The 20,055-nt window shown below is 64.3% G+C and carries 15 protein-coding genes and 2 pseudogenes; 5 read left to right on the top strand and 12 right to left on the bottom strand.

Translation table 11 applies throughout. From position 1 onward, the window contains the following. Positions 1-4 precede the first annotated feature (4 nt). Complete coding sequence (locus tag X756_RS157860) at positions 5-2,203, bottom strand: EAL domain-containing protein (protein ID WP_050589231.1); 2,199 nt, start codon at positions 2,201-2,203, stop codon at positions 5-7. A gap of 91 nt (positions 2,204-2,294) precedes the next feature. On the opposite strand from X756_RS157860, the gene xseA reads away from it, so the two are divergent. Further along, positions 2,295-3,968 carry an exodeoxyribonuclease VII large subunit gene (xseA, locus tag X756_RS157865; RefSeq protein WP_023729089.1) on the top strand — a complete coding sequence of 558 codons (1,674 nt, stop codon included), beginning with the start codon at positions 2,295-2,297 and terminating at the stop codon, positions 3,966-3,968. Positions 3,969-3,976: 8 nt separating this feature from the next. Continuing rightward, a pseudogene (locus X756_RS01000000165295) lies at positions 3,977-5,091 on the top strand (P1 family peptidase). 33 nt (positions 5,092-5,124) lie between these two features. On the opposite strand, the gene X756_RS157870 reads toward X756_RS01000000165295, so the two are convergent. From X756_RS157870 to X756_RS157895, 7 genes and pseudogenes are all read right to left on the bottom strand, one after another. Then, the gene (locus tag X756_RS157870) at positions 5,125-5,367 is read right to left on the bottom strand and encodes a DUF768 domain-containing protein (protein WP_023670565.1); all 243 of its coding nucleotides are present in this window, start codon (positions 5,365-5,367) and stop codon (positions 5,125-5,127) included. Between the two features lie 619 nt (positions 5,368-5,986). Further along, on the bottom strand, positions 5,987-6,880 hold the full coding sequence (locus X756_RS157875; RefSeq protein WP_023729088.1) for a sugar phosphate isomerase/epimerase: 894 nt from the start codon (positions 6,878-6,880) through the stop codon (positions 5,987-5,989). Positions 6,881-6,946: 66 nt separating this feature from the next. Further along, positions 6,947-7,885, bottom strand: a complete 939-nt coding sequence (locus tag X756_RS157880) for an ABC transporter substrate-binding protein (protein WP_023670567.1) — start codon at positions 7,883-7,885, stop codon at positions 6,947-6,949. Between the two features lie 76 nt (positions 7,886-7,961). Beyond that, positions 7,962-8,954 (bottom strand): ribose ABC transporter permease, encoded by a 993-nt coding sequence (locus X756_RS157885; protein WP_023710139.1) that lies wholly within the window; start codon positions 8,952-8,954, stop codon positions 7,962-7,964. Next, positions 8,951-10,447, bottom strand: a complete 1,497-nt coding sequence (locus X756_RS157890) for a sugar ABC transporter ATP-binding protein (protein WP_050589234.1) — start codon at positions 10,445-10,447, stop codon at positions 8,951-8,953. The genes X756_RS157885 and X756_RS157890 overlap by 4 nt, the downstream gene beginning before the upstream one ends. Before the next feature lie 44 nt (positions 10,448-10,491). Next, positions 10,492-11,872 (bottom strand): annotated as a pseudogene (locus X756_RS01000000165290) (FGGY-family carbohydrate kinase). Continuing rightward, positions 11,869-12,651, bottom strand: coding sequence for a DeoR/GlpR family DNA-binding transcription regulator (locus X756_RS157895; RefSeq protein ID WP_023670570.1), 783 nt, complete (start codon positions 12,649-12,651; stop codon positions 11,869-11,871). Before X756_RS157895 ends, X756_RS01000000165290 begins: the two are co-directional and overlap by 4 nt. 193 nt (positions 12,652-12,844) lie before the next feature. Between X756_RS157895 and X756_RS157900 the strand changes: the two genes are divergently transcribed. Genes X756_RS157900 through X756_RS157910 form a run of 3 tightly spaced genes read left to right on the top strand, consistent with a single transcriptional unit; the run spans position 12,845 to position 16,009 of the window. Beyond that, the gene (locus X756_RS157900; RefSeq protein WP_023729086.1) at positions 12,845-13,888 is read left to right on the top strand and encodes a class II aldolase/adducin family protein; all 1,044 of its coding nucleotides are present in this window, start codon (positions 12,845-12,847) and stop codon (positions 13,886-13,888) included. Continuing rightward, the gene (locus X756_RS157905; protein ID WP_031237918.1) at positions 13,872-15,161 is read left to right on the top strand and encodes an FGGY-family carbohydrate kinase; all 1,290 of its coding nucleotides are present in this window, start codon (positions 13,872-13,874) and stop codon (positions 15,159-15,161) included. The genes X756_RS157900 and X756_RS157905 overlap by 17 nt, the downstream gene beginning before the upstream one ends. Next, positions 15,158-16,009: a TIGR01459 family HAD-type hydrolase gene (locus X756_RS157910; RefSeq protein WP_023729084.1), complete on the top strand. Its 852-nt coding sequence runs from the start codon at positions 15,158-15,160 to the stop codon at positions 16,007-16,009. Before X756_RS157905 ends, X756_RS157910 begins: the two co-directional genes overlap by 4 nt. A gap of 75 nt (positions 16,010-16,084) precedes the next feature. Here the strand turns inward: X756_RS157910 and X756_RS157915 are convergent, their stop codons facing one another. The 4 genes from X756_RS157915 to X756_RS157930 are packed head-to-tail and all read right to left on the bottom strand — an operon-like array spanning position 16,085 to position 20,018. Then, positions 16,085-17,266, bottom strand: a complete 1,182-nt coding sequence (locus X756_RS157915; protein WP_031237916.1) for a hypothetical protein — start codon at positions 17,264-17,266, stop codon at positions 16,085-16,087. 30 nt (positions 17,267-17,296) lie between these two features. Continuing rightward, positions 17,297-18,307 (bottom strand): succinylglutamate desuccinylase/aspartoacylase family protein, encoded by a 1,011-nt coding sequence (locus tag X756_RS157920; RefSeq protein ID WP_023729082.1) that lies wholly within the window; start codon positions 18,305-18,307, stop codon positions 17,297-17,299. A 2-nt stretch (positions 18,308-18,309) separates the two neighbouring features. Then, entirely contained in the window at positions 18,310-18,654 is a 345-nt protein-coding gene (locus X756_RS157925; RefSeq protein ID WP_023670576.1) for a RidA family protein, read from the bottom strand. A 38-nt stretch (positions 18,655-18,692) separates the two neighbouring features. Continuing rightward, entirely contained in the window at positions 18,693-20,018 is a 1,326-nt protein-coding gene (locus X756_RS157930) for an alanine racemase (protein ID WP_031237912.1), read from the bottom strand. Positions 20,019-20,055: the final 37 nt, after the last annotated feature.

Here is a 20,055-nt window from a genome sequence, read left to right as displayed (position 1 = left end):
ACGATCAGGCCGACGCTGCCGCCTCCGTCGTTGCGTTGGCCGACGACAGGCCGGGCAGCGCCACCAATTGCGCCGGCTCCAGCGGCGGCGACAAGAAGTAGCCCTGCAGCTGCTGGCAGCCCATGGCGACCAGCAGCGCCTTTTGCACCTCGGTCTCTACGCCCTCGGCGGTGACCTCGACCTTGAGCGCGCCGGCGAGATCGATCAGCGCCTTGACGATGGCGCCCGAATTGCCGTCGCCGTCGAGAAGCCGCACGAAGGAGCGGTCGATCTTGAGCTTGTCGATGGCATGGCGGCGCAGATAGCTCAGCGACGAATAGCCGGTGCCGAAATCGTCGAGCACAATGCCGACGCCCGACTGGCGCAAGGCTGCCAGAGCCGCTCTGGTGGTGTCGTTGTTTTCCAGGAGAACGTTTTCGGTGATCTCGAGCTGCAGGCGCTTCGGCGCCAGTCCCGTTTCGGCGAGGATCGAGGCAACCTCTTCGGCAAAGCCGGCGTCGCGCAATTGCAGCGGCGAGACATTGACGGCGAGCCACGGCAGTTTGGTCTTCACGGCGAAGCGGCAGGCTTCCAGCAGGGCCCATGCGCCGAGCTGCCCGATCATGCCGCGTTCCTCGGCGATGGCGATGAACTGCGCCGCCGGCAGTGCGCCATGGACCTCATGCGCCCAGCGGATCAGCGCCTCGGCGCCGACAATGGTCTTGCCGTCGCTGGCAAAGACCGGCTGGTAGGCGAGCTTGATACCGGTGCCGCCATTCAGCGCGCTGCGCAGCTCGCTCTCGACCTTGCGCTTGCGCAGCAAAAGGTCGTCCATGTCGCCGGCGAAGACCTGGTAGCGGCCACGGCCGTTCTTCTTGGCTTCGTAGAGCGCGATGTCGGCCTTGCGCAGCAGATCGTCTGCGTCGGCATCAGGGCCTGTCGACAAGGCTATGCCGATGCTGGCGCTGATAAAGACCTGATCGTCCATCAGCTTGAACGGCTCCTGCAGTTTCTGCAGCACCCTCTCGGAAATATCCTCGGCGTTCCTTACGTCGCGGACATCGATCAGGATCACCGCGAATTCGTCGCCACCCAGTCTTGCCACCGTGTCGACGTCGCGAACCGTATGCTGAAGCCTGGCCGCCGTCTGGCGCACGAGTTCGTCGCCTGCCGGGTGACCAAGCGTGTCGTTGACATGCTTGAAGCGATCTAGATCGAGATAAAGCAGCGCGACCTTGCTTTCATTGCCGGAGGTAAGCAAGGCACGCCGCAGCCTGTCCTCGAACAGTGCCCGGTTGGGCAGGCCGGTGAGCGTGTCGTGAAAGGCGAGATATTGCGCCTGGGCCTGGCTGGTCTGCAGCGCCGATGACGCACGGCGCAGACGCCGGAGCAGAAAGGCGAGCACGCTCGCCGCAACCAGCGCGGCCAGAGCCAGGGCCGGGCTGGCCTTGCCCACCAGCGTCAGGCCGGGCCGTTCCTGGTCCCAGGCAATATAGCCGAGGATGACACCCTGTTTGTCGATAAGCGGAATGGCAGCCGAGCCAAGCGGCTGAGCCATCGGCAGGAGATGCGCCCCCGCCAGCAGATATTTCTGCGCGATCTTGCCGATCACCGCGTCGTTGATGAACTCTATGGAGACATGCAGATATTCGCTGCCGGATGCCTGGGTGACGCGATCCGAACTCGGCACCAGAGGCATGACGCTGAGTATGGCAGGCTGACCGCCAAGCGAGACCAGATCGTCGGCAACGAATTTTGCGCCGGCCTGGCTTGCGTCCTTGCTCATCATCTGGCGCAACCTGGCGATGGTCGGCCGCAAAGCGGGTTCGTCCTCGCCAAAGACGGCAGGCGACACGACCTTGCCTTCGCGCATGGCGTGGACCGGCCGGTTGGCGTTGTCCAGCACATAGACCCGGTTGTGGCCGTAATACGAGTACATCCAGACGCTGAAATTCTCGGCCATCCAGGTCTGGTTGCCGGCCTTGGCGTTTATAACGGAATCATCCCAGACGGCGACGCTTTCCTGCTCGCGCTTTACCGCGGCGATCTGGTCCTGCAGGCCGTTGGCAAGGAAAACCTTCTCCCGCTCGAGCGAGACCCGGTCGGCCTGCATGGTGGCGTAAAGGCCGAAGCCGACAACGATGGCCAGTGCAAAAACGGCAAGCGTCAGCACCGTCAGGGTGACCTGGAACGTCAACGGGCTGCGTTGTTTGCGGGCGCTCATGCGTCCTCCTTGGCCCAGAGTCAATCAGGCCAGGCTTAAGATCAAGTTATGGAATCTTGACGCGGAGCGACAACAGCCGCTCAATCGGCCGATGAGCGACGCAGAATCCGAATCACGAACCAATGCCACCGAATACACGGTGAGCGAGATTTCCGGCGCGCTGAAGCGCACGGTCGAGGATGTCTTCGGCCATGTGCGGGTGCGCGGCGAAATTTCCGGCTATCGCGGGCCGCACTCTTCCGGCCATGCCTATTTCACCCTGAAGGACGACCGCGCGCGGCTCGATGCCGTGGTCTGGAAAGGCACGATGAGCCGGCTGAAATTCCGTCCCGAAGAGGGGATGGAGGTGATCGCCACCGGCAAACTCACCACCTATCCCGGCAAATCCAACTACCAGATCGTCATCGACAATCTAGAACCCGCCGGCGCCGGGGCGCTGATGGCGCTTTTGGAAGAGCGCAAGCGGCGACTGCAGGCCGAAGGACTTTTCGATGCCGGCCGCAAGCGGCGGCTGCCGTTCATGCCGCGCACCATCGGCGTCGTCACCTCGCCGACCGGATCGGTGATCCGTGACATCATCCATCGCATCAAGGACCGCTTTCCGCTGCATGTGCTGGTCTGGCCGGTAAGAGTCCAGGGCGAGACGGCGGGGGCGGAAGTGACGGCGGCCGTCAACGGCTTCAACGCGCTGGCCTGGGATGGAGCGATCGTGCCGCCCGACCTTCTGATCGTGGCGCGCGGCGGCGGCAGCCTCGAGGACCTCTGGGGGTTCAACGATGAAGGGCTGGCGCGCGCCGTCGCTGCCTCGCGCATCCCGGTGATTTCGGCCGTCGGCCACGAGACCGACTGGACCTTGATCGATCTCGTCGCCGACATGCGGGCACCGACGCCGACAGGTGCGGCGGAGATCGCGGTGCCGGTGAAAGCGGACCTCGAAGCGACACTAGCCAGTCTTGGCGCACGGCTCAAAGCAGCTACCTTGCGCAATTTCGAACGCAAGCGGCAGGCCTCGCGTGCGGCCGCCCGCGCGCTGCCCTCGCCCGACCAGTTGCTGGCGCTGCCGCGACGGCGGCTGGACGAGGCGGCCAGCCGGCTTAGCCGGGGGCTGATGGTCTCCACCGAAAGAAAGCAAGCTCGGTTCTTCGCCGTGAAGCTCACTCCGGCAACGCTGTCCCGGCGGATTGCCGAGGCGCGACGCACCAACGACCGCAACCTTTTGCGCGCCCAAGGGGCGCTGCGCGCATTGGCGAGAGCCCGGCGCGCGGAGTTGAATCGTGCGGCGGATCAGTTGCCAAAATGTGCGAAAGCATCCCTGCAACGGCACAGGCAGCAACTGGCTTTGCTGCAAGGCCGCATTACGATCGAGCCAACGGCACGGCGGCAAACCGTGCAGAGGCATCTTCTGACGGCTTTGACGAGACGCGGCACGCAAGCGGTACTGCTCAGGCTGGAGCGACTGCGCGGCCGCATCGTCCAATCCGAGAGGCTGATGGCAACGCTGTCGCACAAGGCTGTGCTGGCGCGCGGCTTCGCGCTGGTCAAGGATGCCGACGGCGCGGTGATCAAACTGGCAGTTGATGTGGCGCCGGGCGCTGGCCTGCAGCTGGAGTTCGCCGACGGCACCGTAAATGCAGTCGCGACCGGCGACGCCGAGCGGGTGCAGGCCGTTGCCAAACCAGCGGCCACGCCGCCCGCCAGCAAACCCGCCGCAAAGCCGGCGGCCAGCAAACCGAAAGAACCGGGCAATCAGGGCTCGCTTTTTTAGAGGACCGCATGACCGGACATGACCCGCATCTTCAAACGCCGGCGGGCAAGCCGCGCGCCCGTGCTTTCGGCATTGCCTTCGAGGGCACGCCGGGCGGCTTCAACACCATCACTGATGTGCCCGGCGTATCAGTCGGCTATGCGACGCTGATTTCCGGCGAGGGTCTGCTCGAGGTTGGCACGGGGCCGGTGCGCACCGGCGTCACCGCCATCCTGCCGCGGCCGTTGGCTGAGCTCGCCACGCCGGTGTTTGCCGGTGTCTTCAGCCAGAACGGCAATGGCGAGTTGACGGGGTCGCACATTATCGAGGAAGTCGGCGCCTTCAACCTGCCCGTCACGATCACCAACACGCATTCCTGCGGCGTCACCCGCGACGGCACGCTGCGCTGGATGCAACGCGTGCTGCCGGCGGCGCTCGACAGCGGCTGGGGCCTGCCGGTTGCGGCGGAGACCTATGACGGTTTCCTCAACGACATCAACGGTTATCACGTCGGCTTCGAAGATGTCGAAGCCGCGCTCGACGGTGCCGCCGGTGGAGCGATCGAGGAAGGCAGTGTCGGCGGCGGCACCGGCATGATTGCCTTTGGCTTCAAGGCCGGCTCGGGCACGGCATCGCGCATCGTCGAGTGGCAGGGCATCAGGCATACGGTCGGCGTATTCGTGCAGGCGAATTTCGGCAAGCGGCGCAATTTCACACTGCGCGGCGCCCGCGTCGGGCCTGATCTGGTAGAGCCGGCGATGCGCGAAGGCACGCCGCGTGCCGAAAAGGGCTCGATCATCGCCATCGTCGCCACCGATGCGCCATTTCTGCCGCACCAGATGAAGCGGCTGGCAAAGCGCGTGCCGCTCGGCATCGCCATGACAGGCGGCTTCGGCTACCACAGTTCGGGCGACATTTTTCTGGCCTTCACCACCGCCAATCCGCAAGCAGCACTTGCACCATCGGGACGAACCGCAAACGTCGCTTACATCCCGGACGTCGATATCGATCCGTTCTTCGATGCGGTGGCGCAAGGCGTAGAGGAGGCCTCAATGCAATGGTCGCCAATGAGGATATGAGCGGACGCGACGGCAATTTCGTGCCGGCGCTGCCGAAGGCCTGGCTGAAAGATCGATTTGGATAGAGGACAAGGCCTGGCGGCACCAGGCCTGTTGCGTCACGGTTTGGCCGCGTTGCTCTGGTCGGCCTCGGCCGCCTCTTCGAGCCGCGATGCGATCAGTTCCTGGATGTCGCCGACTTCTTCCTGGATATCTTCCAGCGGAATGCCGACCTCAGCGGCCTTGGCCGCGCACTCCTTGGCGAGGGTCTCGGCCTGCTTCTCGATCTTTACCGGCGAGTGCTGGCAGTGGACCTTTTCACCGATCCATCCGCGCAAGAACTCGATCGCATGTTCACTCATACTGCTTTTCCCTGGCGGCTATGCCGGTTGGTAACCGTAAACGTCCGCACCCGGTAAAGGATGCATGCTGCCATTCGAACCGAGTCGGCTTCGCCCGGCAAGTTGATCTTGTCGGAGGTCCGAAGAGCCGAATGAAGGGAAGGGTTCAATGAGCACGTTCTGATTGTTTGATAGAGTGGTACGTTGGCCGGGATCGGCTTCGGCTCTATGCTGTTGTTCTTACGATCTTTTCCTGCTGTCGACGGCCGATTTGTATCACAATAGGGATCACAACGCGTAACACATTTTCTGCTGCTTCGTGGTACACCGCCACAGCTACACGGTCGAAGCCGCCGCTATATAGTGACATCATTATGTGATGTCGACTCTATCAGCTATCCTGCTTCTTTCCGCCGCGCTGTGTCAAACGTCATCCCCGTCCAGTATGGAGATTGGATGGCCCCGGAGGGCGTATGAAAATGTTGATTTATTGCGTTTCGTGGCCAAAATCAGAAAGCTCTCGTCAGCGTCACCCCGCTCGACTGCCTCCGCCACACTCAGCGCCTCCGACGTCGATTCCTTGCACGTAAGGCGCGGGCCGGATGAACGACAACATTGGCGCTTTGGCAGCGCGCTCCTGCTAAGGACGATGTCTCGATGCGACAAGCTCTGCCTTCCGCTGCGCCGTCTCCAACCCGATTGCGATGAAGGCGCGCGCATGCCGGGCCAGTTCCATATTGTCGGCCCACAGATTGCGCCAGATCGCGGTCTTCCGTGACAGGTTCTCGTCAACGATCTTCGACGAGAAGGATTCAAAGCTGAGGTCGTCCCTATAGCCGATTGCGGTCAGCGCATCGAAGATGGCGGCAAAGTCGATATTGCCGGTGCCGAGGAAACCGCGATGGCTCTCGCCGATATGGACATAACCGATCTTGTCAGCGGCATGGCGGATAGCCAGTCCGACATCGGCCTCCTCGATGTTCATGTGGAAGGTATCGAGATGCAGGAAGATGTTGTCGGAGCCGGTGTCCGCGATGAAGGCCAGGCCTTGTGAAGCGGTGTTGAGCAGATTGCTTTCGAAGCGATTGACGATCTCCAGATTGAGCGTGACGCCGGCGGACTTGGCCGTCTCCGCAACCTTCGCAAGTGTCCCCGCGCTGCGGTTCCACTGATCGCGCGTCGGCGCCTGCGTCTGCAAGCCGTGGCTGGTACTGAGGATGCCGCCAATTTTCTGGCCGCCGAGATCGCGGGTGAGCGCGATCGTCTCGTTGAGGATCTCGACGCCGCGCGCGGCAACCGCCTTGTCGGCACTCGAAATGTCGCCGTCGGCCGGCAGGCCGATGCTGATCGCGACGCCGAGCTTGAGGTCGGCGATGCGCCTGGCCAACCCGCCAACGTCGACATTGGCCGGGTCAAGATAGGAGAACTCGATCAGGTCGAAGCCGGCCTCTCTGGTGTTGGCCAGCGTGCGTTCGAGGTCGCCTTGCGCCGAACTCGCCGACCAGACGAACGAATGAATACCGATGCGCGACATGATCGTCTCCCGTTTCTGGAATTGAGATGCGGCCGGGTTGCCCCGGCCGCATCGGCCTTGGGAGGCTTAGCGGGCTGCGGTCCAGCCCTTGTAGTCTTTCAGGTTCTCGGCCGTGATCAGCTTCGGGTCGAGCAGCACGGTCGGCTCCGCCGGCTTCTTGCCGGCAAGCAGCTCAGCCGCCATCGTCAGCGACTGGCCAGCCATCACGTAGGGATCCTGCGAAGCCGAGGCCTTGATCATCGAGGTGCCGGAAGCGAGTTCCTTCTCGATATCGGGAGCGCCATCCACTGCGGTGAAGATGAACTCCGAGCGATTGAGCTGCTTGGCCGCAAGCTGGGCGCCGATCGCCGTCGGATCGTTGATGGCAAACACCGCATCGATCTTGTCGAAGCGGGTGAGCAGCGACTGGAAGACCTTCAGGCCGCCGTCGCGCGAGCCTTCGGCATTCTGGTCGTCGGAGAGGATCTTGATGTCGGGGTGTTTTGCAAGGACGTCCTTGCAGCCCTTCACCCGCTCCAGGATCGACGACGACGCCGGGCCGTTGAGGATAACGTAGTCGCCCTTGCCGCCGGTGTGGTCGACCAGATACTGGCAGGCCTCTTCGCCGGCCTTGACGTTGTTGGTCATGACGGTGACGTCGGCGCCTGGCGCCGAGACGTCGAAGGCGGCAACGACGATGCCCGCTGCTTGCGCCTTCTTCACCGCCGGGCCGATCGCCTTGGCATCGACCGCATTGAGCATGATCACGTCGACCCCGGCGGCGATGAAGGAATCGACCTGAGAGACCTGCTTGTTGAGGTCGTAGTCGGCCGACACTGAGGTTACCTCGACCTTTGGGTTGATCTTCTTGGCCGCGTCCTCGATGCCCTTGATGGTGGCGACGAAGAAGGGGTTGCCGAGCAGGCCGACCGAGATGCCGACCTTGTTGAGGTCCTTGGCCGATGCGGGCGCGATGGCGGCAGCCGCGAGTGCGACGCCGCAGAGCAGTTTAGCGATGGTCTTCATTGCTTTCCTCCAATTGCCCCGCGCCTCTCACGGTGCGTTACACAAACCGGTCGTTTACGCCGGCGACCAAGGTCAATCACGTTCTCGCTCCTGCCTGGAGCCTGTAGCGGTCGAGGGCGACTGCCACGATGATGACCAATCCCTTGATGATGTACTGCCAGATGTCCGAGACACCGGCCAAGATAAGCCCGTTGGAGAGCACCGCTATGATCAGGCCACCGATCAGCGTACCCCAGATCGAGCCGACGCCGCCGACGAAGCTGGTGCCGCCGAGAATGACCGCGGCAATGGCGTCGAGTTCGTAAGACTGCCCAAGCTGCAGCCCGTTGGCCGCATAGAGCCGGGCCGCTGACATGGCGCCGCCAAGGCCGGCCAGCAGGCCGGAAACGCCATAGACAAAGAGCAGCACCAGCGGCACCTTGATGCCGGTCAGCCGCGCCGCTTCGGCATTGCCGCCGACGGCATAGATCCAGGTGCCGAGCACGGTGCGCTTGAGCACCAGCCAGGACAGCACCACGACCGACAAGGCGATGATGACCAGCCAGGGAATGCCGAACAGCGTACCGTTGCCGATGAAGTCGAACGGCAGGTCCGAGTTGAACACCGTGGTGTCCTGGCCGAGCAGGCGGGCGACGCCGCGCACAGCGGTCAGCGACCCCAGCGTGACGATGAAGGGCGGCAGTCTGATATAGGCGATCAGCAGCCCGTTGATGACGCCGAAGCCGAGGCCGACGAGAATGGCCGCCGGCACGCCCAGCAGTCCCCAATCAGGCACCAGCGACACCATCACCGCCACCATCGCCGAGGCGGCAAGTATCGAGCCAACGGACAGGTCGATCCCGCCGGTCAGGATGACGAAGGTCATGCCCGCTGCCAGCACAATGTTGATCGACGATTGCTGCATGACGATCAGCAAATTGGTCTGGGTGAAGAAGCGCGCGTTCATCAACTGAAAGCCGACCGCCAGCAGGATCAGGATCGGCAGCATGCCAAGGGCGGCGAAGGCGGTGCGCAACCGCCGGCTCCTGCCGACAGCCTGGCCACTGATCTCGGTCGCCTTGTCGGTCATCCCTTGGCCGCTCCCGTTGCAAGTTCCATGATTGCTTCCTGGCGCAGCGGCTGGTCTTTGGACGCCGTCACCTCGCCGGCGATCGTGCCGTCGCGCATTACCAGCACGCGGTCGGCGACGCCGATCACCTCCGGCAGTTCGCTGGAGATCATCAGGATGGCGATGCCCTTTTTGGCGAGATTGTCGATCAGCCGGTAGATTTCCGACTTCGCTCCGACATCGACGCCGCGCGTCGGTTCATCCAGGATGACCACTTGCGGCTCGGTCTCGAGCAGGCGGGCAAGCAACACTTTCTGCTGGTTGCCGCCCGACAGCGAACCGGCATTGGCCTGTACCGACCTGGTGCGGATGGAGAGATCCGAAACGGCCGTGGCAGCACGTCTCTCGGCGGCTTTGAAATCGCGCAAGCCGCCGGGCCGCGCATCCCTAGCCAGCACGCCCATGCTGATGTTGTCGGATATCGACATGTCGAGAAACAGGCCGAGTTCCTTGCGGTCTTCGGTGAGATAGGCGATGCCGGCATTCAGTGCCTCGCTTGGCGAGCCGATGGTTACTGGCTTGCCGTCGAGTTCCAGCGTGCCGGCGATGCGTCTGTCGGCACCGAAGATCAGTCGCGCGAGTTCGGTGCGGCCCGAGCCGACAAGGCCAGCCAGAGCCAGCACCTCGCCCTTGTACAGTTCGAAGGAGCAGTTCTTCAGGAGATTGCCGTCTGCCATGCCGCGCACCGACAACGCGACCGCGCGCTTGCTGTCCGGCGGGCGATGATCCTTCCTGTAAAAAGCCGACAGGTCGCGGCCAACCATCATCGAGACGAGGCGCGAGGCGTTCAGCTCGGCGCGCTCGAGTGTGCCGACATAGCCGCTGTCGCGCAGCACGCTGACGCGGTCGGCCAACTGGTAGACCTCTTCCATGCGGTGGCTGATGTAGATGATGGCGATGCCTTGCGACTTCAGCGTCGCGATGACCTCGAACAGACGGTCGGTCTCGCGCGAGGTCAGCGAGGTGGTTGGCTCGTCCATGACAATGATGCGCGCGCTGGTCGAAAGCGCGCGGGCGATTTCGACCAGCTGACGCTCGCCGAGCGACAGGCTGGAAACGTGGGCCCGTGCGGAGAAGGACACGCCGAGACGCTTGATGATCTCATTGCTGCGCTGGTAGCATTGGTCGCGGTCGACGATGCCGAAACGCCTCGGCTCATTGCCGAGGAAGATGTTCTGCGCGACCGTCAGGTTGGGCGCCAGCGACAGTTCCTGGTAGATAACCGCAATGCCGTGAGCCCGCGCCTTGATCGGGTCGCCGGTGGCGACCGGCACGCCGTCAATCAGTATCTCGCCGCCGGCATCAGGCCGATAGGCGCCGGACAGCACCTTCATCAAAGTCGACTTGCCGGCACCGTTTTCACCCATCAGCGCATGGACTTCGCCGGCATGGACGGTCAGCGACACGTCCTGCAAGGCGCGGACTGGCCCGAACGTCTTCGAGATGTGCCGCATTTCCAGCACTGGCTGGCGCGTGACTTCGGCCTGAGCAGCGACGATCACCGTGCGCCTCCCGCTGCCGCGCGGGGGATGCCCTGCTCGCCGATGAGGCCACGCCATGTGTCGCGATATCGGGCAAGTCCGGTGAAGCTTGCGGCACGCACGGGCTCCGGCACTTCCGCGGCAAATTCGCGGCCGACGGTCTCGAAGGCCAGCGCCGCCGCCCCGGTGTTCGCTGCCCTCCAGTGTGGCCCCTTGCAGGAAGGCCTGGCTGGGACGCAGTTGCGCCACTAGCCCGGCGAGCAGGCCGCCAGCGTTCAGTCCGCCATCGACGATCACGGTGTTGTCCGAATGGATCTGGTCGAGGCAGAGGTCGACCATCAGCGCGACGTAGAGCAGCGCCACGGCTGCGCGTTCCTCGGCGCTTGGCATGCGGCCGACCAATTTGCCGGCGCGGCCGGGCATTGGGCCGCCCGGCGCGAAGCTCGGCAGCGCCATGCTGCCGGCGTTGATCACCCGCTGCACTGTCGCCGGCGCGATCGCGCCTTGCCAGCCGTCGCTGATCGTGGCGAATTCGCGCCCGCCCATAAAGCGGATGGTCGGCACAGGGCCGCCGTCGACATCGACATTGACCAGCATGTCGCGCTGGCCATCGAGCGCGTCGAGCAGGCAATCCGGATTAAGCACGACGACCCAGGTGCCGGTCGAGACGACGGTGACCGGGCCAAGCTCCTGCCGGCGATAGGCATGGAGCGCGGCATTGCTGTCATGGACACCATTGTGGATGGCGATCCGCCGCTTCGTGTCGCTGAGGCGTTGCTCGCCGATAACCGAGCCCGCCCGCTCGAAAGCGGGCATCCGGTCGCGCCAGCCCTCGATGTCGACCAGCGAACTGAAGTCGCGCTTGCGCGGCGCCCATAAATGCGAGTGGCAGCCGAGATAGGACACTTCCGAGACCGCCCGGCCGCCAAACCGCCAGCTCCAGTATTGTGGATAGCCGAGGATCGATTTCGCGGCCGTGAATGCACCGGGTTGCACCGCCTGTAGCCACAGCATGTGGCGACCGTAGTTGAAGCCGAGCGGCAATCGCGGCGAGAAGGTCTCGGTGAAATCCGGAACGAGGCGATCTATTTGCGCGGCAATATCAGCCGGCGGCTCTTGCTCGTAGTCGAGTATCGGATGCGTTAGCGCCGCCTCGTCGACCAGGGCAAAGGTGCAGCCATGGCCCGACACCATCACGCCCTCTACGCCATGGATGTCGGCGGCCTCGCTAACGGCGCGAACCGCCCAATCGTGAAGTGCTGCCTCATCAAGCACGCTGAAGCCATCTTTGCGCATCCAGTTCGGCCGGGTCCGGCGCTCGTCGACGATGCGCCCGTCCTGAGCGAAGACGAACAGCTTCGAATTGGTCTTGCCGAAATCGAGGACGGCCATCTTCACTGGATGGCTCCCGAAACCGAAACGATGCGCACCATGACGCCCGCGTCTTCCAGCATGCGCGCGTCGACGTCGGACAGGCCGTCATCGGTCACCAGCGTGCCGATGCGCGACAAGGGCAGCGCGATGTTACGGGCGTGGATCGACAGTTTGCGGCTGTCGGCCAGCACCACGATCTGGTCGGCACACAGGCTGAGATCGGCGATGGAGCGGACCAGCAGGGGGTGCGATTCCAGCACGCCCTCCTGGCCAAGGCCTTGGGCGCCGAGAAAGAACTTCGATGCGTAGAACGGCTCCGCCTGGGTCGGTGAATGGATGATGCCCGGCTCACGATGCAGATCGCCGCCGGCAACGGTCAGGCTGCAATGGCCGTGGTCGCTCAGATAGGCCGCGAGCGGCATCGAATTGGTATAGAGACGGATGCTGCGCTCAGCCAGCTTGACCCCAAGGTGGAAGCAGGTCGAACCGCCATGCACGATGACCGCATCGCCGTCGCGCACCATCGTGGCCGCGAGAGCGGCGATCTGCCGCTTGGCCTCGACCGCGAGGTCGCGGTTCTCGTCATAGGGCCTGGCATAGGCAACACCCGCCTGTGAAGCGCCGTCGAGCGCCGAGATGCCGCCATAGACCTTCCGTGCTTCACCGGCCTCGTCGATCTTGTCGATGTCGCGCCGCACCGTCGCCGCCGACACGCCGAGCTGCTCCTGCAGTTCGCGCACCGACGCGAAGGGGCGATCCCGCAGCAACTCGACGATCTGACGCTGGCGGCCGGAGTCGCTCAATCGTTTTTCCTCCCAGGAGCCGTTTTTGCCGCGGCATTTGACGTAACTTACTCAGCATCTTTCCGATTGCAAGAACCTTTGATGAAATTAGATCATCATTGACGTAAGTCGCTCGCATCTGCGATACACATCAACATCCCACGACGGGTATCCGAAGCTGCGAGGCTGGCGGAGCTGATAGAGGAAATGCGCCATGGCGACCTATGCGGATGCGCAGGAAATGACTGCCTTGCGGGCGCTTTCGGCCAGCATCGGGCGCAATCCAAACCTGACCCAGGCCGCCGGCGGCAACACCTCGCTAAAAGCCGGCGACACGCTGTGGATCAAGGCTTCCGGCACATGGCTGAAGGATGCGCTCTCCGAAGATATCATGGTGCCGGTGGCCATGGCGCCGCTGCTCAGGGCTGTCGAACAGCGCGACAGCGCCGCCGACCAGCCGCAGATCTTCGCCATCGAGACGCTCAACGCCCGGCGCCTGCGCCCTTCGATTGAAACCACCGTTCACGCGCTGATGCCGCAGCGCGTCGTCCTGCATGTCCATTGCGTCGAAACCATTTCGCTGGCGGTACAGGCCAATTGCGAGGTGGAAGCCGCCAGACGCCTTGATGGTCTCAAATGGGTGTATGTTCCTTATTTCCGGCCAGGCCTGCCGCTTGCCCAGGGTATTGCCGAGCGGCTTCAGGCTGGGGTCGACGTGCTGATCCTTGCCAATCACGGGCTGGTCGTCGCGGCCGATACCGTCGCCGAGGCCGAAGTGCTGCTGCGCCGCGTCACGCTGCTTCTGGCGCGGCCGGCGCGCCAAGTGGCGGAACCGGATGTTGCGGGATTGGCGGCGCTGGCCGGGAAAACCGGTTACAGGCTGCCGGCGGAAGTCGAGGCGCACGCGGTAGCCATCGATCCCGAAAGCCGCCGCATGGCGTCGGGGGGCAGCCTCTACCCCGATCACGTCATCTTTCTGGGTCGGGGGTCGGTGGTGGCAAAGCCCGGTGAGGATGTGCCGCGCGTCATCGAGCGGTGCGGTGCAAAGCCCGTGGCGATCCTGTTTCCCGGGCTGGGCGTGCTGATGCGCGGCGACGCCAGTGCCGGCGCCGACGCCATGCAACGCTGCCTTGCCGACGTGACGGCACGCATCGACATTGCAGCGCGGCTGAACTACCTCACCGCCGCCGAGAACGATGAACTGGTCAACTGGGACGCCGAGAAGTATCGACAGAAACTCAATGCCGCCAGCCGCTGACACGCCGCTTGCCATAGGCATCGACATCGGCACGTCCGGCGCGCGCGCGGTCGCCATGCGTCCAGATTTTTCCATTGCCGCGCGTTCCGCCGTTTCGCTCGAGTTGTTTGGCCGGAATGCCCGCGACCCTGCAGTGTGGTGGTCAGCGGTCGGCGCAGCGCTGGCGGAACTGCTTTCGGGCATCGACCGAACAGCGGTCCGGTCGATCGCTGTTGACGGCACTTCAGGTACGTTGCTGCCGGTCGACGCCGCCGGGCGGCCGCTGGCCGAGCCGCTGATGTACAACGATACGGTCGCCGACAACGCCATTCTGGTCGCGATCGCTCGCGAAGCCCCAGCGACCAGTGCCGCACTTGGGGCGACGTCCGGTCTCGCCAAGGCGCTCTGGTTCCAGCGCACGCCCGGTGTTGCCGCGGTGCTGCATCAGGCGGACTGGATCGCGGGACAATTCTCCGGTCGCTTCGATGTCAGCGACGAGAACAATGCCTTGAAAACCGGTTACGACATCACGGCCCGCTGCTGGCCGGACTGGATTGCGGCCACCGAAATGCGCATGGAGTTGCTGCCCGGCGTCGTCAGGCCGGGCGATGTCGTCGGCAAGCTAACCGCGGATGCCGCGGATATGTTCGGCTTACCGCGCGAAATCGCCGTCGTCGCCGGAACGACCGATGGCTGCGCCTCGTTCCTGGCGACAGGTGCCGCGGCAATGGGCGACGGCGTCACCGTGCTGGGGTCGTCGTTGACCGTCAAGATCCTGTCCGACCGGCCTATCTCGGCGCCCCGCTTCGGCATCTACAGCCATCGGCTTGGAGATGTCTGGCTGGCGGGCGGAGCATCGAACTCCGGCGGCAAGGTGCTGACACAACATTTCCCTCTGGCGCGCATCGTCGAGCTGAGCATGGCGATCGACCCGATGACCGAGACCGGCCTCGACTACTATCCTCTTGCCACTGCAGGCGAACGCTTTCCGATCGCCGATCCGGCACTGCCGCCGCGTCTTGTGCCCCGACCGGTGGAGGACGCCGACTATCTGAAAGCCATGTTGGAGGGTATCGCCGCGATCGAGGCGCTCGGTTATGACAGGCTCGCCGAGCTCGGCGCGCCGCGGCTGACGTCGGTCAGAAGCGTCGGCGGCGGTGCGGCGAATGCCGCCTGGACGGCGATCCGGCGGCGCAGACTTGGTGTTGATTTCCTGCCGGCACTTTCGGACGAAGCCGCCGCCGGCACGGCGCGACTGGCGCTGACGGGCGCAAGCGCGGCGGGGCTTCTATGAGCGCGAAAACAGTCGAACACCTCAACGGCGTCAACCAGCTGGCCGAGCGCTATGATGTTTTCCTGCTCGATCAGTTCGGCGTGCTGCATGACGGCGCCAGCCCCTATCCAGGGGCGGTGGAAGCACTGTCGACGCTGAAGCGCGCCGGCAAGACCATTGTGTTGATCTCGAACTCCGGCAAGCGGGCGGGGCCCAACGAGAGCCGGCTGCTAAAGCTCGGCTTCGAACCGGGAAGCTGGGACCATTTTGTTTCTTCCGGCGAGGTCGCGTGGGAGTTCTTCCACGACATGGCGGTATCCGGAAAGCTACTGCCAAACACGAAATGCCTGTTGATAAGCCGCGACGATGACCGCTCGGCGATCGAAGGTCTGCCCTTCGCATTGACCAAGGACGGTGACGATGCCGGGCTGGTGCTGATTTCGGCCAGCGAGGGCGACCGCTACGATCTCGAGCACTATCGCCGGCTTCTTGCGCCGGCTGCGGTGCGGCAGGTGCCATGCTTCTGCACCAACCCTGACAAGATCATGCTGACGGCAGTGGGGCCGCGCTTCGGCGCCGGCCGGCTGGCGGATCTCTACGAGGACCTCGGTGGTAGCGTCACGCGTATCGGCAAGCCTTACCCCGCCATATTCGGCGCCGCGCTAGCGCTGGCAGGCAATCCAGACCGCAGCACTGTGGTCTGCGTCGGCGACAGTGTCGAACACGACATCGCTGGCGGACTTGCTGCCGGCGTGGCCACGGTGCTGGTTCTGTCAGGAATATTGGCGGAGACCCCTGACCTGTTCGATCTGTTCGACACGATGGACGCCTACCCGGATTACATCATGGATCGCTTCAGGTTTCGCTGATTTGATTCACCTGGCAGCGCTCGCCCGCGAATCCGGCCTCAACGCCTCGTGGCCGACGAGCATTGGCCGGCTGGCTCAAGACCGCCGAACAGCGCCGATCCAGTCGAGCCGCGCGGCTGGAATGAGGCCGTAATTGTAGAAATTGATGCCGTCAACACCGGGCGCCAGCGCCGGCTTCACCTTGGCCGCCAGGATGTCGGGGCGGGCCATTTCCGGATAGAACAGCCGGTAGCCGGCGCCGAGGAATTTGTCCGCGCCCAGTGCCGCACGGCCGGCCGCCATCAGGCTGGCGACATCGCCGGCCTGCATGTCGTAGGCGCACAGGATCGCCCCGTCGCAGACCTTGCCCAGCGCTGCCAGATCGCAACCGCCAAGCCAGCCGTCTTTCAGATCGATAATAACGACCCGCGTCGTGGGATCGGCTACCTCGCGCAGTTCGGCGACCAGGCTGGTCACTGGCTCGAATCGCCACAAGAGATAGGCATGGAGTTCCGGCCATGGGGCAAAGGCGTCGAGCCCGCAGGCGGGAAAATTGGGAAAGCGCCGCTCAGGCACCGCACGCTCGCAGGTCTCGACGATCCATTGCCTGGTGAGCTTGCTCGCCGCCTCGGCATCGATGCCGGCTTTTGCCGCACGGGAGACGCAGGACGGACAGAAGCACAGAGACAAAAGAAAATCGTCTTCCGGCGTCAGCCCGACACCGTCCTTCTCGTGATGGTATTCATGGGCAAAGCCCATGAAGGACGGGCTTTCAAGTTCTATCCCGTCCGGCCGGTAGCTGTGCGAGATGTCGGCGATCAGCGCGCGGACATAGGCGCGCGCATCGGGATGGGACGGGCAGAGATTGTAGTAATTGGCATCGCCGAAGGCGTTGCGGGTGACGGCCTGCGGATGCAGCATGCCCAGGCGGGTGTTGTGCAGGCAGACCGTCCAGCACGAAACGCCTAGTCCGCCCGCGTCGCGACGGCGGATGAGCTGACCGAGCACGTCGCCGCCCTCGGTGATCACGTCAGCCACCTTGGGCTGGATGGCTAGACTTCCCCAGCGCGCTGCGGTCGGCTTGAAATAGATGGTGCCGTCCTCAGGGAAATAGGCCTTGCGGCGCGGACTGCGCGGCTGCAGGAAGCGCCCGGCATGATAGGATGTCGCCAGGCTGATCATGTTGAGCCCGGCGCGCCCGACAAGATCACGTTCGACCGTCTCCAGGCCGAGATCCTGGATGTCCCAGGGATAGGTCCACATGGACAGTTGCTGCATGGAATATCCTCTGCCTGATCCGGGTTTGGCTCAGCCGTCGACCGGCTCTGCGACCTGCATTAGGCAGTCGCCCGCCTCACACATCGTGTGCAGCCGGCGCGACAGCACCAAGCCGCTTTCGGCGAAATGTAGGGCCTCCTCGGCAACATCGAGCCGCTCGAGATCGTGGTACCAGCCGGCCAATTGTCCTGAAGTGACACTGTCGCCGAGCCTGGCGGCGGGCTCGAACCAGCCGCGGCGGGTGGCATAGAGGCCCTGGCTGTGCCTGGACAGGGACAGCAGCCTTGTCGGCGCCGAATGCTTTTCGCCAGCGCCAAGAACCGGCGCGCCGACCACACCCATTGCTATCATCAGACGGTCGAGTGCGCGGGCCGTGATCGCCATCGAATCGACCGTTGCGGTGCCACCGCCGCCGAACTCACCGCTGACGCCGACGGCGCCGGCGCGGCGCGCTGCGCCCATCGAGGTTGGCGAGGCCTGGCCGTTGTCAGCGATAAAGCCGTAGGGCATGCCGAGCTTGCGCATCAGCTCGACGCCACGCCGGTGGCGCTCGGGATCGGCGTTGCGTTCGACCAGCGCGGTCGGCAGATGCTCCATCGACGTGCCGCCCGAATGGATATCGAAGACGACCTCGTGACGGGGGAACAGCTCCGTCTCAAGGAAATTGGCGAGCCGGCTTGTCGGCGTTCCCGAGGGATCGCCGGGAAAGGCCCGGTTGAGATTGCCGCCGTCGAGCGGCGAGCAGCGCTTGGCGGCCATCACCGCAGGGGCATTGGCCATCGGCATGATGGTGATGCGGCCCTTGATCCGCTTCGGATCGAGCCGGCGCGCCAGTTTTGCCAGCGACAGCTCGCCCTCATATTCGTCGCCGTGATTGCCGGCCATCAAAAGCAGTGACGGGCCGTCGCCATTGCGGATGAGGCAGATCGGCACCTTGACCTGAAAGTAGGGCGAGCGATCGATCGAGAACGGAATGCTTAGATGGCTGAGCGTCTTGCCGTCGCGGTCGAAATCGAGCGTGTGGGCGAGGCCGGTGTGCATGGTCAGACCGCCGCGACCGCGGTGATTTCGATGCGCAGATCAGGGTCGGCAAGCCGCGCCTCGACGCAGGCCCGCGCCGGCAGGCGGGCAGGATCGATCCAGGCATCGTAGATGCTGTTCATGGCCTCGAAATCACCGATCTGCGGCAGGAAGATGTTGACCGCCACCAACTTCGACTTGCTGCTGCCGGCCTCGACCAGCAGCGCCTCGACTTTGGCAAGCACGTCGCTGGTCTGGCCTTCGATGCCGGCCTTGCGATCGTTGGCCACCTGGCCGGCTATGTGAACGAGGCCGCCATAGACGACTGCCTGCGACATGCGCGAGCCGGACTGAAAATACTTGATCATATCGAATCCTTTCGAGGTTCTCTTTTTCGGGGATCTGGTCAGCCGAACCAGGTGGGGAAAGCGTGGCGGACGTGGCCGGTCGCGTCGACCCCGAAGATCACACGATAACGGTCGAGGCAGGTGCAGGGGTGCGAGATGCCGAATTCGATGACGTCGCCGACGGCGATGTCGTCGCTCGGCGCAATCGACAGGAAGGCATGCTGGTCGTTGAGCTTGACCACCTCGGCGCGCGCGATGGGCATCGGCGACGGCTTCCCGGCGCGGAAGACCGTGAGCAGCGTTGGAAATCCCTGGTCGAACGACACGTCGCGCATCCCCATGCCGCAGATGACGAGGCCGGGCTCAGGCCGCGACAGCACTTCGGCCCACAGGCGTAGCGCAGGGCGAAAGGAATGCCGCGCCGAAGCGCTGATGCCGCCTATGGCAAAACCCTTGCGGGCATCGAGGGCGCCGAGCGAACGGTCATAGGTGCCGTGGTCGTGGAAGAAGATGGCGCCACTGCGCAGCACCAGCGTTGCGTTGCCGTCGCTGAAAACCACCGGCGAAAGTGCTTCAACCACTCTGTCGAAGAAGGCGGAGCCGCCGGCTGTGACGATCAGCGGTGCGTCGCCGCCGACGCGGGCACGCAGCCGCAGGAACATATCGGCGGTCATTGCCAGCAGGCCGGATATCACCTCATCGGTGCGACCGGGCTCGGGTTGCGCCGCCGCCCCTTCATAGGTCGCAACGCCGGCGATCAGCAGCCGCCCGCCGGCAGCCGTGATCGCATCGGCGATGGCCTCGGCTTGCGCGGTGGTGCGGGCGCCCGCCCTGCCCGCACCAAGTTCGACCAGCACGCGCAGCGGCGGCAGCGCCGCATTGGCGCGCCAAGCCTCGGCAAGCGCGTTCACGGCGTCGACCGAGTCGGCAAAGACATAGAGCTCGGCATCCGGCCAGGCACCAGCAAGCACGGCCAGCCGGTTGGCGCCGCCGGCTCCGCCAACCTCATTGGCGATGATCAGCCGTGTCAAGCCGGCCTTCAGCATCACTGTCGCTTGCCTGATGTCGGCGACCGTCGTGCCCCATGCGCCGGCCTCGACCAGCGACCGGGCAAGGTCGGGCGCCATCGGCGTCTTGGCATGCGGAGCGATCGCGACATTGTGTTCGCGCGCATAGCGCAGGAACAGGTCGCGATTGGCGGAGAAGGCCGCCTCGTCGAGGGTCAGCACCGGAAGCGCCATGCGTCCATCGGCGGGATGCCAGTGCTCGGCCGCGACAAGGCTGCTGTCCAGCCCGGTTGTGCCGGGAGGCACGCCGCGGATGCGGTCGTCGAGCCGAAAATTTTCGCGCACTGAAAGGGCTGGAACCGGTGAGTTTTCAGTCATGCGATGCTAACCCTTTCACCGTCGCAGAACGAAGCCA

This window comes from Mesorhizobium sp. LNJC405B00, from assembly GCF_000502615.1.
Classification (GTDB): Bacteria; Pseudomonadota; Alphaproteobacteria; order Rhizobiales; family Rhizobiaceae; genus Mesorhizobium.
Note: the sequence above shows the minus strand (reverse complement) of the source record. Positions and strands in the feature narration are given on the sequence as shown.